The 14,524-nt window shown below is 68.5% G+C and carries 13 protein-coding genes; 10 read left to right on the top strand and 3 right to left on the bottom strand.

The annotated features are described in order from the left end of the window. Positions 1-19 precede the first annotated feature (19 nt). The 3 genes from C560_RS0112905 to C560_RS0112895 all read left to right on the top strand — a co-directional run bounded on the left by C560_RS0112905 (position 20) and on the right by C560_RS0112895 (position 3,852). A complete protein-coding gene (locus tag C560_RS0112905; protein ID WP_026538527.1) occupies positions 20-1,753 on the top strand; it encodes a SulP family inorganic anion transporter in 1,734 nt (577 codons plus the stop codon). Between the two features lie 228 nt (positions 1,754-1,981). Continuing rightward, positions 1,982-2,899, top strand: coding sequence for a pullulanase X25 domain-containing protein (locus C560_RS0112900; RefSeq protein ID WP_026538526.1), 918 nt, complete (start codon positions 1,982-1,984; stop codon positions 2,897-2,899). 155 nt (positions 2,900-3,054) lie between these two features. Continuing rightward, positions 3,055-3,852: an alpha/beta fold hydrolase gene (locus C560_RS0112895; protein WP_026538525.1), complete on the top strand. Its 798-nt coding sequence runs from the start codon at positions 3,055-3,057 to the stop codon at positions 3,850-3,852. Between the two features lie 304 nt (positions 3,853-4,156). Here C560_RS0112895 and C560_RS0112890 read toward each other — a convergent pair whose 3' ends face one another. After that, complete coding sequence (locus C560_RS0112890; RefSeq protein ID WP_026538524.1) at positions 4,157-6,040, bottom strand: alpha-glucosidase; 1,884 nt, start codon at positions 6,038-6,040, stop codon at positions 4,157-4,159. Between the two features lie 122 nt (positions 6,041-6,162). Next, on the bottom strand, positions 6,163-7,416 hold the full coding sequence (locus C560_RS0112885; protein WP_026538523.1) for a mechanosensitive ion channel family protein: 1,254 nt from the start codon (positions 7,414-7,416) through the stop codon (positions 6,163-6,165). Positions 7,417-7,643: 227 nt separating this feature from the next. Between C560_RS0112885 and C560_RS0112880 the strand changes: the two genes are divergently transcribed. Together C560_RS0112880 and C560_RS0112875 are read left to right on the top strand one after the other, a co-directional pair. Further along, positions 7,644-8,435: a hypothetical protein gene (locus C560_RS0112880; protein WP_051533152.1), complete on the top strand. Its 792-nt coding sequence runs from the start codon at positions 7,644-7,646 to the stop codon at positions 8,433-8,435. A 15-nt stretch (positions 8,436-8,450) separates the two neighbouring features. Further along, on the top strand, positions 8,451-9,392 hold the full coding sequence (locus C560_RS0112875; protein ID WP_231494339.1) for a hypothetical protein: 942 nt from the start codon (positions 8,451-8,453) through the stop codon (positions 9,390-9,392). Positions 9,393-9,412: 20 nt separating this feature from the next. Here C560_RS0112875 and C560_RS21795 read toward each other — a convergent pair whose 3' ends face one another. Next, the gene (locus C560_RS21795) at positions 9,413-9,688 is read right to left on the bottom strand and encodes a YegP family protein (protein WP_043423072.1); all 276 of its coding nucleotides are present in this window, start codon (positions 9,686-9,688) and stop codon (positions 9,413-9,415) included. Positions 9,689-9,949: 261 nt separating this feature from the next. Here C560_RS21795 and C560_RS0112865 point away from each other — a divergent pair, with 261 nt between their 5' ends. The 5 genes from C560_RS0112865 to C560_RS0112845 all read left to right on the top strand — a co-directional run bounded on the left by C560_RS0112865 (position 9,950) and on the right by C560_RS0112845 (position 14,318). After that, a complete protein-coding gene (locus C560_RS0112865; RefSeq protein ID WP_051533151.1) occupies positions 9,950-10,267 on the top strand; it encodes an acylphosphatase in 318 nt (105 codons plus the stop codon). An 87-nt stretch (positions 10,268-10,354) separates the two neighbouring features. Further along, positions 10,355-10,690, top strand: coding sequence for a cupin domain-containing protein (locus C560_RS0112860; RefSeq protein ID WP_026538519.1), 336 nt, complete (start codon positions 10,355-10,357; stop codon positions 10,688-10,690). A 69-nt stretch (positions 10,691-10,759) separates the two neighbouring features. After that, complete coding sequence (locus tag C560_RS0112855; protein ID WP_026538518.1) at positions 10,760-12,145, top strand: diacylglycerol/lipid kinase family protein; 1,386 nt, start codon at positions 10,760-10,762, stop codon at positions 12,143-12,145. A 4-nt stretch (positions 12,146-12,149) separates the two neighbouring features. Then, on the top strand, positions 12,150-12,752 hold the full coding sequence (locus C560_RS0112850; protein WP_051533150.1) for a class I SAM-dependent methyltransferase: 603 nt from the start codon (positions 12,150-12,152) through the stop codon (positions 12,750-12,752). A 204-nt stretch (positions 12,753-12,956) separates the two neighbouring features. Continuing rightward, positions 12,957-14,318 (top strand): MFS transporter, encoded by a 1,362-nt coding sequence (locus tag C560_RS0112845; RefSeq protein WP_026538516.1) that lies wholly within the window; start codon positions 12,957-12,959, stop codon positions 14,316-14,318. The last annotated feature ends 206 nt before the right edge of the window (positions 14,319-14,524 follow it).

Genomic DNA, 14,524 nt, shown 5'->3' with positions numbered 1-14,524 from the left:
CGGGCGGCAGAGTGCAGCTATGACGAAGACTCGCGAGCGGCGCAAGGGCTGGCTGCGCCGGGCGGCGCCTGGATTCGATGCCGTCGCGACGTACCAGAAGGACTGGTTCGGCAAGGACATCATCGCCGGGGTCGTCCTCACGACGTTGCTCGTCCCGCAAGGCATGGCCTATGCCGAGCTGGCTGGGCTGCCCCCGATCACCGGGCTGTACACCAGCATCCTCTGCTTGCTCGCCTACGCGGTCTTCGGCCCGTCCCGCGTCCTGGTCCTGGGGCCCGACTCCGCACTCGGGCCCATGATCGCCGCGACGGTCCTGCCCCTTGTCGCGTCCGACGGCGACCCGCAGAAGGCGATCGCGCTCGCGTCGATGCTGGCCCTCATGGTCGGCGCCATCATGGTTTTGGCGTCCGTGGCCAAGCTAGGCTTCATCGCCGACCTCATCTCCAAGCCGACGATGATCGGCTACATGAACGGCCTTGCGATCACCATCCTGGTCGGCCAGCTCCCGAAACTCTTCGGGTTCAAGATCGAAAGCGAAAACTTCATTGGTGACCTGGTCGGATTCGTCGAGGGCGTGGCCAACGGCGAGACCGTGGTCGCCGCGGCGGCGGTCGGCATCGGCGGGATTGTGCTGATCCTGGTCCTGCAGCGGTGGCTGCCCAAGGTCCCGGCTGTACTCGTCATGGTGGTCGCCGCGATCGCGGCGACGGCGATCTTCGACCTGGCCGCCAAGGGCGTCTCGCTGGTCGGGGAACTCCCGCGGGGCTTCCCGCCGTTCACCATCCCCCGGGTGGACGTCGCGGACCTCGGGCTGATGTTCGCAGGCGCCCTGGGGATTGCGCTGGTTTCGTTGACGGACACGATCTCGACGTCGACGGCGTTCGCCGCACGCACCGGGCAGGAAATCCGCGGCAACCAGGAGATGATTGGCATCGGAGCCGCGAACCTGGCCGCGGGCCTCTTCCAGGGCTTCCCGGTCAGCACCAGCGGATCCCGGACCGCCGTCGCAGAACGTTCCGGCTCGAAGTCGCAGCTCACGGGCGTGACGGGCGCCGTGCTGATCCTCCTCATGCTGGTGTTCTTGCCCGGGCTGTTCCGGAACCTGCCACAGCCGGCCCTGGCCGCCGTGGTGATGACGGCGTCGATCTCCCTTGCCGACATTCCCGGAACGATTCGTCTCTTGCGCCAGCGGCGCACCGAGTTCTACCTGTGCATGGCCGCCTTCCTCGGCGTCGCGTTCCTGGGCGTCCTGCCCGGCATCGGCATTGCGGTGGGGCTGTCCATCCTGAACATCTTCCGCCGGGCGTGGTGGCCCTACGAGACCGTGATCGGGCGGGTGCCCGGCTATGACGGCTTTCATGACATCAACGTCCACCCGGACGCCAAACACCTGCCCGGCCTGGTGATCTACCGGTGGGACGCCCCGCTGTTCTTCGCCAACGTCCGTCCCTTCCGCGACAACATCCGGCACCTTGCCCATGCCGACCCCAAACCTCGGTGGATCGTCATCGCGGCCGAACCGATCACGGACGTGGACACCACCGCCGCGGACGTCTTGCTCGATCTGGACGTCGAGCTGAACGAGCAGGGCATCTCGCTGGTGTTCGCCGAGCTCAAGCACAGGACCCGGGAGAAGATCGAACGCTACGGACTGACCCGCGAAATCGAGCCGGAGCACTTCTATCCCACCACCGAAGCAGCGGTAGCCGCCTACATGGCCCAGACCGGCGCCAAATGGAGCGCCGAGGAGTAACCCCTGAACAACGCGGGGTCACTTACGGCCGGTCCAAGGCCCTTCCATGGGCGGTAAGTGACCCCGCGTTGGTTTTCTACTCGCGGGTAGGGCCGAGTTGGTCCCTCGCGCCCCCCGCCCAGCCCTGTCATAGTGGGTCACGACACACAGAGTTAACCGGATCCGCTCGCAAAAACTAACATTTCCTTGGCAAAATGCAGGTGGATCAATTGCTTCTAAAGGAGACCCATGGGCGCGAACACCGCGGAAAACACCAACCTTCGGCTCAAGGCCGTGCTGGATGTCCTGGCAGAGGAGGTATGGACGGGCGAGAAGTTGAACGCCGGAGCCGTCCTGGGCGAGGCAATCGCACGGGTGCCCCTCAACGACCACGAACGCGAACTGCTCAGCGGCGGCATTCCCCGCGGCCACAAGACGCTGACCACCGCCACGGCCAAGCTGGTCAAGGCCGGCTGGCTGGTCAAGGGCCGCTCCGGGTGGTCCATCACCGACGACGGCCAGCGCGCCACGGTGGCTTTCGCCGAACCTGCCGTTTTCGCTTCAGCGATCGACGCTGGCACTCCCGTTCCGGCGGGCACCCCGTTGCCGACTGCTCCCGCAGAAAAGCCCGCGAAGCCGGAGAAGGCAGCAAAGACAGCAGCAACGCCGGCCGCCACGGCCGAGGAAGCGCCGTCAAAAACTTCCAAGGTTGCCGGCAAGGCCGCCAAGCTCATCGAGGAGGCCGTGGCCCCCGTGGCCAAGGCGGTGCGCAAGCGCAAGCCCGCAGCGAAGGCCGCGCAGCCTGCAGCAGCAGCCCCGGCAGAAGCCCCTGCGGCTGCGGCCTCTGCTGTCAGCGTCGACACCATCGAGCAGCCGGACGCCGTCGCGGTTGCCGGCGACTTCAGCATTCTGCTGGGCGCGCCCGCCAACTGGGCGCCGCAGTACGACGAGGTCCAGATGGAACTGGACCAGGTGGATCAGCTCTGGAAGATCGCCGCGGACATTCCTGCCGGCTTCTACTCCTTCAAGATCGCGCTGAACCGCTCCTGGGACGAAAACTACGGCGCGTTTGGCGTCTTCGACGGACCCAACCACGAAGTCCACCACGGCGGCGGCCTCCTGGTCATCCAGTACGATCACCGCACCCGGGACATCGTCCTGCCGTAGCACCGACGCGCAACCGACCTGCCGACACGCAAATGACCTGCGACACCCGAATTCGGGTGTCGCAGGTCATTTGCGCGTCGCGGGCGGCTTTGCGCATCCTGAATTTGCCCATCCTGAACCTGCCCAACGCCGGCGGCCCGACCTAGCATTGCCTCATGGAGACCGTCGAGGTTGCGGGCATGCGCATCCGGTACCGGCGTGCGGGCCAGGGTCCGCCGCTGGTCCTGCTGCACGGCGCCTACGAGGACAGCCGCATCTGGCGGCGGCAGCTCGAGGACCTGTCGGCCGACTTCACGGTCTTCGCCTGGGACGCACCGGGCTGCGGCGGCTCGGACGATCCGCCGCCGGACTTCACCGGACAGGACCTGGGCGACGCCCTGGCAGGATTTCTGCGGGAGGCGGTGCCCGGCAGGCCGCACGTCCTCGGGCTGTCCATGGGCTCCGGCATTGCACTGGAGCTCTTCCGGACACACCCGTCAGTGCCCGCGTCGCTGCTGCTGGTCTCGGCGTACGCCGGTTGGGCCGGGTCCCTGCCGCCCGAGGAAGTCGAGCGACGCTACGCCCAGGTCCTCGCCGAACTCGAGCAGCCGGCAGAGCAATTCATCCCCGCGTGGCTGCCCACCCTGTTCACGGAACATGCCGATCCGGCGGCGGTGCAGGAAACCAGCGCCATCATGGCCGACTTCCATCCGGGCGGCATGCGGGCCCTGCTGAACGCGAACGCCCACGCCGACTACCGGGACGTCCTGCCCACCATCGCGGTGCCCACCCTGCTGCTGTACGGCACGGAGGACGTCCGTTCGACGCCGAGCGTGGCCCGCGAGATGAACCGGCGGATCCCGGGCTCGACCCTGGTGATGATTCCCGACGTCGGGCACATGGCGGCCGTCGAAGCGCCGGCTGCCTTCAACGCCGAAGTTCGCCGGTTCCTGCACGGTCTTGCCGTGCGGTGACGCCCGCTAGAACCGGGTCGGGTCCGGCCGCGGCGGCACCGGGCCGGGATCAGGAATCGGGAGGGGACCGGGCGGCGTCGGGAACGGCCCCGGTTCCGGTGACGGCGTGGGTGCAGGGCCGGGAACCGGCTCGGGCCCCGGAACCGGCGGCGGCGTGACCGGACCGGGTTCCGGCGGGAACGGGTCTCCGGGCTCGGGCGGCGGCGTCGTGGGGCCCGGCTCCGGCGGAAACGGATCGGGTCCGGGGGGTGGGGGAATAGTCATGCGTGGCTTCCTTTCTTGGGCTGGCGTTCAGGATCCTCGATCAGGCGCCGCGGCGCCGGCACAACACCCGCAGTTCCCAGGGCCGCAGGCGCACTCCGCCCGCGGCAAGGCCGTCGCGCGCCGCACCAGCGGCGGAACCCGCGGCAGAGCCGCCGTCGGAGGCGTCGGACGGATAGTTGCCCAAGACCAGCTCCACCAGCTCCGCGTCAGCCCAGGCATCGTCCCCGAGGTCCGCGTCGCGCTCCTCGCCGGAGAAGTTCCCCAGCACCAGCAGCTCCGGAATCCCGGCGCCGGCTGGCTGACTGTCTGAGCGGCTGCCGGGGGAAACGGCCGAACCGGACCCGGCCAGCGCCCGGGTGAACGCGTAGACGTGCGGGTCATCCGGCAGCAGCATGGTGAAATTCCCGTGCGAGACCACCGGCTCCGCATGCCGCAGCCCTATCACCTGGCGGTAAAAGCTGTAGACCGAATCCGGATCATCCACCTGGGCGGCGGCGTTGATGTGGTTGGCATTCGGGTTCACCGCGATCCACGGCGCCCCGGTGGTGAAGCCGGCATGCCGGGAGGCGTCCCACTGGACCGGGGTCCGGGCGTTGTCCCGGTTCAGCGGCGCGAGGGCGGCGAGGACCTCGGCGTCGGTGTGGCCCAGGTGCGTGGTGGCTTCGCGGTGGTGGTTGAGGACCTCGATGTCGCGGTAATCGCTGATCGCGCCGAACGTCATGTTGGTCATGCCCAGTTCTTCGCCCTGGTAGACGTAGGGGGTGCCCCGGTGCAGGTGCAGGATGCCGGCCAGCATTTTGGCCGAGAGCTCGCGGTATCGGGGGCTGTCGTCGCCGAAGCGGGACACGGCGCGGGCCTGGTCGTGGTTGCCCCAGTACAGGCTGTTCCAGCCGGTCTCGGCCAGGCCGTCCTGCCAGCGGCCCAGGGTCTGCTTCAGCTCGGTGAGCAGGAGCTTCTTGGGCCGCCACTTGTCGCCCTCCTCCTGGTCCAGTGCCACGTGCTCGAACTGGAACACCATGTCCACCTCGGCCCGGGCGGGGTCGGTGTACAGGATGGCGTCCGCCACGGTCACGCCGGGCATTTCCCCGACGGTGAGCAGTTCGCCGGTGCGGTTCGCGAAGACTTCCCGGTGCATCTCCTGCAGGAACTCGTGCATGCGGGGGCCGTCGATGTAGAACGGGGAGCCGTCGCCGAAGAGCTTGCCGTCGGCCACCGGCCCGTCCGGGAGCGAGGTGTCCTTGGAGATGAAGTTGATGACGTCCATCCGGAACCCGTCCACGCCCCGGTCCAGCCACCAGTTCATCATCTCGTAGACCGCCGCCCGGACCTCGGGATTCTCCCAGTTCAGGTCCGGCTGCTTCTTCGAAAAGATGTGGAGGTAGTACTCCCCGGTGGCCTGGTCGAACTCCCACGCGGGCCCGGAGAACGCCGATCCCCAGTTGGTCGGCTCCGCCGCCGTCCGCCGTGGGGAGGCCCCGGCGTCGACTTCCCGCGGCGGCCGCCACCAGTACCAGTCGCGCTTCGGGTTCTCCTTCGAGGACCGGGATTCCACGAACCAGGGGTGCTCGTCCGAGGTGTGGTTGACCACCAGGTCCATCACCAGCTTCATGCCGCGCGCGTGCAGCCCGTCGGTCAGTTCCCGGAGCTCCTCGAGGGTGCCGAAGAGCGGGTCCACGTTCCGGTAGTCGCTGATGTCATAGCCGTTGTCGTCCTGCGGGGAGGTGTAGATCGGGGAGAGCCAGACGACGTCGACCCCCAGCCGCTGGAGGTAGTCCAGCCTGCCGATGATGCCGCGGAGGTCGCCGATGCCATCGCCGTTGGAGTCGGCAAAGCTGCGCGGATAGATCTGATAGACGACGGCGCGCTGGAACCAGCCGCCGGCAGTCGCCTTGGGTGTTTCCGTGGGGGCTTCTTCGACCGTCATGGGGACTCCTCAGCTGGTCCGGCAGACAATGGGGCAGCGCGTTGCTGACCCGCCAACGTCTGATTATTGACCAGTTGGCGGGGGCTGGGAAGACCTGTCCGGCCGCAGCCGCCCGGCCCCGTCTAGTTCTGCGAGGCGATGGCGTTGTCCCGGTCCTCGAAGACGTCCTCGCCCGGGCCGGAGAAGGCCTTGGAACGCTGGATCGCCTCGATGGACCCGGTGAACAGCTGGGAGTCGTGCGGGTCCGGGTGCCGGGGGTGCTCGGCCGTAGCAGCAGCCTTGCCGGGGCGCGTGGACCCCGTGACGGCGTCGGACGCGTTCCCGGAGGTGGAACCCGCCAGCGCCGACGGCATCGATTCGAGGCGGACGTGGGGGAGCGCCGTCGGGTGGTCCTGCTGCAGGAACAGCACCAGTTCCTCGCGGATCAGGCAGCGGAGGTCGAACAGGGAGGCGCTGTCCGCCGCGCTGACCAGGATGCGCACGCGGACAAAGCCGGCGGTGGCATCCGTGATCTGCAGGATCCCCACGCGCTTGTCCCACAACGGCGTCTCGGCCAAAACCTTCTTCAGCTCGCCGCGCATCGCCTCGACGGGAGCGCGCCAGTCGAGGTCGAACTCCACCGTGCCCATGACCTCGGACTGCCGCCGGGTCCAGTTCTCGAACGGGGTGGTGGTGAAGTACGTCGAGGGCAGGATCAGCCGGCGGTCATCCCAGATGTGGACCACCACGTAGGTCAGGGTGATCTCCTCGATCCGGCCCCATTCCTTCTGGACCACCACCACGTCGTCCACCCGGATCGCGTCCGTGAACGCGAGCTGGATGCCGGCGAAGACGTTGACCAGCGAGGTCTGCGCGGCGAGGCCGGCGACAATGGAGATTACGCCCGCGGATGCAAGAAGCCCGGCGCCGAGCGCCTGGATCGCGGGGAACGTCAGCATCATGCTGCCCAGGGCCACCACCACGATCAGTGCGACGCCGATCCGCCGGGCCAGGATCACCTGGGTGCGCAGCCGCCGGGCGCGGCGGTTGTCCGCCACATCCACCCGGTACCGGGTGAGCACCATTGCCTCGATGATGAGCAGCATGGCGACGGCCAGCCAGGCCAGTGAACCGATGAGCGCAATCAGCAGCAAATGGTCCAGGCCGTGGCGCCATTCGAGATCCCCGCCGCTGGTGGCCAGCGCGATCCGGACGGCGATCAGGCACAGTGACAAGCGCAACGGCAACCGGGCCACGCGGGAGGTCTCGCGCAGTTCGGGCTTGCTGCGGTTGAGCCGGAGCACAATCTTGCGCACCAGCCAGGACAGGACGAGGCCGGCAACCACGGCAAGGGCCATGGCCAGGAACGGCATTGCTTGGGTGAGGAACTCTTGCATTACTTAAGCTCTAGCAAGCTTCCACGGGCAACTGAAATCGCCCGGATGTCAACGTGGGTCTCCTCATGCCGGTGCCGGAACCGGCGGGCCCGGCAGGTTCCGGCAGGTCTCCGGTGCGGTCCGCGCGCTCCGGCCGCGGCCCAACGCGGTCCGGCCGCGGGTCTGGACAAAGTCCGGCCGCCACTCCGGGACTTTTGCCTCTTGATTTTGCTGACGAACGCTCCACAATGGTCGAACCACTTGAATCCCAGGGGGAGGGTGACATGCGTCGACTGGCGGCGTTTGGCACGGCAGCATCGGCCGGCTTCTTGGTTGCGGTGCTGCTCGGCGCCTGCGGTGCGCCCGCGGGCCCGGGACCGACGTCGCCGTCGATGCCCACCGTGCCCCCGCTGACGTCCGCGCCGTCCAGCAGCGGCGCCGTCGATGCCCTGCCGACCGAGCCGCCGTCGGCGCCGGGCACGCAGGAGCCGACGGCGGCGGACTGGCAGATCTTCAAGACCCCGGACGGGAAGCTCGAGTTCGATCACCCCGCCGAGTGGACCGTCAAGGACCGCGGCGCCGAGGCCGCATCCGGCAGCGTGTTCGTGGAGGTCCTCAACGCGGGCGGCAAATCGCTGGCCACATTGAAGACCAACGTGGCCCCGGGCGCGGAATGCACGCAACGGATCCCCTACTCGGTACTCGATCTGGTGGAAGTTCCGGCGTTGGCCCAGCAGGGCGTCACGCCGCACTTCATCTTTGAGTTGCGGCTCTATCCGGCCGAGAAGGACCCCACGAAGGCCAACGTCATGGCCTACGGCATCAGTTCCGCGCCGAAGCCGTCCGGGCCCGATGCCTGCCCGATCTTCCAGTTCTTCACTTGGCCGCCCAGCGGAGCGTCGTTCGGGGGCGTCTATAACCCCTTCGACACCACCCCCGGCAACGAGCCCCTTGTCGACACCCCGGAGGCCTACCTGGAGACCTCCGAATACCAGGACATCAGGAAGATGATCACCTCCCTGCGCCCGGCGGGGCAGTAGGGCCGGCCCGGGCTCATGGCGAGGCGACGGCTCACACTTGTTACGGTTCCGGCTCCGGTTGTATCGGCGCTGGTGCTCGCGGCCCTGCTGCTGTCCGGCTGCGGGTCACCCACGGCGCCCCCTGCGACCTCCGGCGCCGCGGGTGAGGCAACGTCCGCAGGCCCGCCTGCCGGAGGCACCCAGTCGGGAAACACCCAGCCGGGAGACCCTTCGCAGGGAACACAGGGGACCACGCCGTCGAGGTCAGCCACGGACACAGCATCGGGAACGGCTTCGGGGAGCACCGCGGCGGCAACCCCGACGACGACGGCGGCCCCGCCGTCGTCGTCCGGCTGGAAGACGTTCACGACGTCGGACGGGACGCTGAGTTTCGACTACCCGGCCACGTGGGCGATCCGGGACCCTGCGGGGGAGGCGCCGCTGGGCGGTGAGTTCGTGGATGTTGTGAACGCCGCCGGGAAGCAGATGGCCGCGCTGCGCACGAACATCGTCACCGGCGCCGAATGCGGCGATCAACAGCCCTACCTGCTCATCGACTCCCAGCCGTTGCAGGCGCTCGCCGAACCCGGTGCGGCGGACCAGGGCCCGCCGCGCTACGTCTTCGAGGCCCGGGGTGACTTCAGTGCGAAGGAGGCTTCGCCGCCCACATATGCGTCGTATGGCATCACGATGATGCCGGAGGTAACCGGGCCCACGTCGTGTCCGATGTTCCAGCTCTTCCTTTGGCCGCCTAGCGGCGCGCTGTTCGGCCAGGCGTACGACCCCGCGAAAAACACGACGCCGGGGGACCCCGGGCTGCCGTACCTGGAGAAGGCGAAGCTCTACGCCAGCACGGCGGAGTACCAGGAAGTCCGGAAGATGATCACGTCGCTGCGTCCGGCGGGCAACGGCGCGGCCACGGGGACTGGCACGGGGACTGGCCCGGGGACTGGCGCCGTGACGGAACCGGCGAAGTAACTGGGTTAGACGTCGCTGGGTTAGACAGCGGGCAGGTGTCGGTGGCGATGACGGTGTTCACGGACCGCCGGTGTCGGCGAGGCGTTCCTGCCGCCGCGCTGCCCAGTCCACGGGTTGCTGCTGGCCTCACGGATCAGCCCGGTGCCGGCGCATTCGCGCACGGCCATGATGCCGTTTGCCGCCTGGCGTTTGTCGTCGAATGCTGTGGAAATGGCCAGCACGGTCCCGTCGGCGGCGAGAAGCCGGAACCGTACATTGGATTCCGCGTCGGTGAAGATTTCGAACTGTCCAGCCATTGTCTTGTCCTTGTCTGGCAGTGGTGACCGCCGATGGAGGGTAAGAGCACTTCTTTGTGCTGTTGCCGGGTCTTCGACAAATCGCTCCAGTGCCGGAAGCCAGCCTTTCGCGGACGGCCGCCCCGGGAAAGAGGCAAAGGTCCCTTGGTGTCTGGAGGATGAGACTGGGCCGCCGGTGCCAAACCCTGTAAGACGAAACCGGGCGTGACGAAACCGGGGCATGACGAAACCGGGCGCCCGGATGGGCGCTACATTGGGAGCATGGCTGGCAAACATCCTGTGCAGTTTCCGGCGGATTCCGGCGAGCCCGTGCGGCTGAATGCGCGGGTGTCCGGTGTGGTCCAGGCGGTCGGCTTCCGGTACTGGACCGTCCGGAAGGCCGAGGAACTGGGGCTCAGCGGCACGGTCCGGAACAACACCGACGGCTCCGTGGGCATTGTGGCCGAGGGGCCGCAGTCCGTGGTGCTGGAGCTGCGGCGCTGGCTGCGCTCGCCGGAGGCGCCCGGCCGGGTGGAAAGGGTCGAAGAATCGGTCTCGGCCGCGACGGGGGAGTTCGGCGGATTCGACGTGGCGTACTAGGGCTGAAGCTTTCCGGCGGCCTGTATCGTGGCCGGTCCGGGGCGAATGGCCCTCGGCAGCGGCCCGGTTTCTGAGTAGGGTGGCCCCATGCAGAAGATATCGCTCGATGCCCTTGCCCGGCAGCAGTTGGCCGCCGCGGTGGCGGCACCCAGCGGACGGGCAGCGGACACTGCGTTTGGCGGCCACGAGAAGGTTCTGCGCCAGACCGTGATGGCGTTCAGGGCCGGGACGCAGCTGAGCGAGCACCAGAACCCCGGCGAAGCGACCGTGTTTGTGCTCCGCGGCTGTGTGCGCCTGCGGGCCGGCAACGAATCCTGGCAAGGCAAGACCGGCGACCTGCTGATCGTGCCCGAGGGGCTGCACAGCCTTGAGGCCGAGGAAGACTCGGCGATCCTCATGACCGTGGCGAAAATCAAGACCTGACGGCCCAGCCGCAGGCGGGGAGACCGGTCGAAACGACTGTAGGGGCCGGATTACCGCAAGGAGCAGGACATGACTGTCATCCCTTTCGACGAGGTCCCGCAAACCCGGCGTTGGTGGGCGAGGGCGGCCTACGCCGCGGTCGTCTGCGCGGCGCTCGTCCCGCTGGTGGCTGCGGGGTTGGCGGGCACCATTGCGCTGCTCTTGACCGGTGCCGGCGGCCTCGTGGTGACCGTGGCCGGGATCTACTGGTTCCTCATCAGCCGCGGTGTGATGCGCTGGTGTGCGCTGGGCCTGGCGGTGCTCGCCCCGCTGGTGGTCCTGGTCCTGTTCATTCAGGCCGGCCTGTTGTGGGAGGTCATCCTCACCCTGGCGCTGGGGTTTGTTGCGTTGGTGTGTGCCCGCGCCGCCCTCCGCGAAAGGGGCGAGGGCAAGGCCATGGCCGAGCACCCCGCACCCACCTGGCGGCATGCCTTCCTGGTGATGAACCCGCGTTCCGGCGGGGGCAAAGTGGTGAAGTTCGACCTCCAGCGGAAAGCAGAGGAACTCGGCGCCGAGGTGGCACTTCTTGAGGGGCCGGGCCAGGTGGACGTCGACGCGCTCGCCCGGCAGGCCGTGGAACGCGGGGCCGACCTGCTCGGCGTCGCCGGTGGCGACGGTACCCAGGCGCTGGTGGCCGGCATCGCGGCAGAGCACAACCTTCCGTTCCTGGTGATCAGTGCCGGTACCCGCAACCACTTCGCCTTGGATCTCGGACTGGACCGGGAGGACCCCACGGGCTGCCTGGATGCCCTCCGCGACGGGACGGAGCTCCATGTTGACCTCGGCAAGATCAACGGCCGTACCTTTGTGAACAACGCATCCTTCGGCGTCTACGCCGAGGTGGTGCAAAGCCCGGAGTACCGCGACGACAAGACCGGGACCGTGCTGGAGATGCTCCCGGACCTGATCAGGGGCGACAAGGGAGCGCGCCTGCGCGCCCAGATGGACGGCATCACGGTGGACGGCCCGCAGGCGGTGCTGGTGAGCAACGGGCCCTACGGCAGCAACGACGTCGTGGGTTTGGGCCGCCGGACCAGGCTGGACCGCGGCGTGCTCGGTGCGGTGACGATCTCTGCCGCCAGCACGCGGGAAGCTGTGGGCCTGCTGCGCCGGGCGACGAAGCACGGCCTGATCCAGCGCACCGCGGCGGAAGTGGTTGTCGGCGCCGACGTGCCCGAGATCCCTGTCGGCGTGGACGGCGAGGCCCTGATCATGACCACCCCGGTACGGTGCACGATCGAACCCCGCGCGCTGCGGGTCCTGGTTCCGCGGAAGCGTCCGGGCGTCCCGCCGGCCCAGCCGGCGCTGGACTTGGTCCGGCTCCGCGAGCTGGCGTGGGGCCGGCACGTGTCCGCGCCGCCGGTGCCGCCTGAACCCTCCACGCCGTCGTCCGGGTCTTCGTCCGCCGGCGAGTGATTGTGTGGACAGCCCCGCGGACAGCAAGATCTGGGCGGACTACAACGCCGCCCAGGCAACCCGAGGGGTGCGCACGCTGTGCCTCGACGCCATGGCCTTCGCCGGCCCGGGAAACGGCCGCCGCGCCATCGATCTGGGCTGCGGCGCGGGCAAGGAAACACTGGCACTGCTCGATGGCGGCTGGCGGGTCCTCGCCGTCGATTCACAGCCGGACACCCGGGACCAGCTGCTCGCAACAGTGCCCGCGGCGCTCGCTGAGCACCTGGACGTCGAGCCGCGCCCATTCGAGGACCTTCCGCCGCTCCCGGAGGCGGGGCTCATCCTGGCCAGCTATTCGCTGCCCTTCGTCCACCCCGAAAACTTCGCCCGCCTTTGGCGGATGTTGCTGGGGGCGCTGGGCCCCTCCGGCGTCATTGCCGTGAATCTGTTCGGGGAGCGGGACTCCTGGGCCGCCATTCCAGAATGGAACTTCCACACCGAAGCCGAGGCCAGGGCCTTGTTCGAGGGACTGGATATCCTCACATTCGAGGTCTACGACGCCGACGGCCAATCCTTCCGCGGTCCCAAGCACTGGCACATTTTCGACGTCATCGCCCGGAAACCCTGACGCCGGAGCCCGGCCGGATCCTGGCCCGGGGCGTCACGCAGGCACGCTTTCAAGCCCGGGCCGCGTACGCATCCGCGGTTTTTCAGAGGATTCCGGATGGCGTAGGGGTCAAAGTGTGCCCGGCGTGACGCACCAACCGGTCCGCCGCCGCGGCACGTGACGTCGGGTTCGATTTCGGCTGGCGTCGTAGGACAGACTGTTGCCGTGAGCAACTCTCCCCGTGCAGGCCTGGCCGTCGCCGGACTCAGCCTCGGCACGTCGCTGAACCCGTTGAATTCCTCGATGATCGCCGTCGCCCTGGTGGTGCTGCGCGAGGACTTCGGGCTCGACGTCGCCACGGTCACCTGGGTGATCACGGCGTTCTACCTCACCTCCGCGGCCGGCCAGCCGCTGATGGGCAGGCTCGCGGACCGCTTTGGCCCGCGGCGGCTGTTCCTGCTGGGCATGGCGCTGGTGGCAGTGACCTGTGCGCTCGCGCCCTTCGCGCCGAACTTCGCGCTGCTATGCGTGGCGCGCGCCTTCATGGCCCTCGGCACCGCGACGGCGTACCCGAGCGCCGTCGTCATGGTCGCCGCGCTGGCACGGGAGGCGAACGTGAAGTCCACCCGGCCGCTGGGCCGGATCCAGATGGCGAACACCTCGGCGGCCGCCGTCGGGCCCGTGGTGGGCGGCCTGCTGGTGAGCTTGGTGGGGTGGCAGGCGCTGTTCCTGATCAACGTCCCGCTCTCGCTCCTAGCGATCCTCGTGGTCCGGCGCTTTGCCCCGGCCGACGGTGCCCGGGAACGCGGCAGCGTGTCCGAGCTGGTGCGCGACTCGGACCTGCCCGGGATTGGGGCCTTCATCGGTGCCCTGGTGCTGGTGATGATGGCGATGCTGAATGTGCTGCCCGACTACCGGTGGTGGCTGCTGGGCGGCGGGCTGGTCCTCGCGGCGCTGTTCGCGTGGCGGGAGCTGCGGTTCAGCCCGCCGTTCCTGGACCTGCGGCTGCTGGGCCGCAACCGGCCGCTGCTGCTGGTCTACCTGGGCTTCGCACTGTTCAACGGTGTCTACTACTTCGCGTTCTTCGGCCTGCCGCAGCTGTTGCAAACCGCCGGTGGCTACAATCCCGGCGTCGTGGGCCTGCTGATGCTGCCCCTCGCCGCGATCTCCGTGGTCGGGACGCCGTTCGCAGTCCGCGCGATCGACCGGTTCGGCGTGCGGCGGGTGCTGATCGCCGGCGTCGTGCTGCTCCTCGTCGCGTCGGCGGCCATGTGGCTGCTGACGGTGTCCCTGGCCGTCCCGCTGGTGCTCGCGCTGACCGCCCTGCTGGGTGTGCCGTACTGCGTGGTCGCCATTGCCTCGAGCCAGGGCATGTACGTCTCCACCCGGCCGGAGGAGCGCGGGGTGGCCGCCGGGATCTTCCAGACCTGCCGCTACCTTGGCGCGATCACGGCGACGGTGCTGATCGGCATCTTCTACGGCAGCGGCGTCACCCAGGCGAACTGGGGGCTGATGGTCTTCGTGATGCTGGGGCTGGGCGCGGTGGTGTTTGCGGTGTCGCTGCGGTGGCGGGAGCGGCGGGGCTGAGGTCCGGCGCTGCGGGCGCCAACGACGTCGGCAGTCGGGCGGTTCTTCTCGATCGAGGAGCATTTTCGATCAATGCCATGACTCACAGCGCAAAGAAGCGGAATTTCTCAGTAGTTCCGTCAGAATGAATCCGGTTCGTGGATTCTTGGGGGATGCCGTTTCTTGACGGTGAGCTGCCGCCCGGGCGCGGGCAGCATCTTCACCTC

The sequence above is a fragment of the Arthrobacter sp. 9MFCol3.1 genome (assembly GCF_000620385.1).
GTDB lineage: Bacteria > Actinomycetota > Actinomycetes > Actinomycetales > Micrococcaceae > Arthrobacter.
The sequence above is the reverse complement of the archived record's forward strand: the minus strand, read 5'-3'. Positions and strand labels throughout refer to the sequence as shown.

Bases quoted from the DNA above. Each gene is read 5' to 3' on its own strand.
- C560_RS0112860 (WP_026538519.1), top strand. From the start codon at position 10,355: ATGCAGAAGATATCGCTCGATGCCCTTGCCCGGCAGCAGTTGGCCGCC.
- C560_RS0112855 (WP_026538518.1), top strand. From the start codon at position 10,760: ATGACTGTCATCCCTTTCGACGAGGTCCCGCAAACCCGGCGTTGGTGG.
- C560_RS0112875 (WP_231494339.1), top strand. From the start codon at position 8,451: ATGGCGAGGCGACGGCTCACACTTGTTACGGTTCCGGCTCCGGTTGTA.
- C560_RS0112905 (WP_026538527.1), top strand. From the start codon at position 20: ATGACGAAGACTCGCGAGCGGCGCAAGGGCTGGCTGCGCCGGGCGGCG.
- C560_RS0112880 (WP_051533152.1), top strand. From the start codon at position 7,644: ATGGTCGAACCACTTGAATCCCAGGGGGAGGGTGACATGCGTCGACTG.
- C560_RS0112865 (WP_051533151.1), top strand. From the start codon at position 9,950: ATGGCTGGCAAACATCCTGTGCAGTTTCCGGCGGATTCCGGCGAGCCC.
- C560_RS0112895 (WP_026538525.1), top strand. From the start codon at position 3,055: ATGGAGACCGTCGAGGTTGCGGGCATGCGCATCCGGTACCGGCGTGCG.
- C560_RS21795 (WP_043423072.1), bottom strand. From the start codon at position 9,688: ATGGCTGGACAGTTCGAAATCTTCACCGACGCGGAATCCAATGTACGG.
- C560_RS0112900 (WP_026538526.1), top strand. From the start codon at position 1,982: ATGGGCGCGAACACCGCGGAAAACACCAACCTTCGGCTCAAGGCCGTG.
- C560_RS0112885 (WP_026538523.1), bottom strand. From the start codon at position 7,416: ATGCAAGAGTTCCTCACCCAAGCAATGCCGTTCCTGGCCATGGCCCTT.
- C560_RS0112890 (WP_026538524.1), bottom strand. From the start codon at position 6,040: ATGACGGTCGAAGAAGCCCCCACGGAAACACCCAAGGCGACTGCCGGC.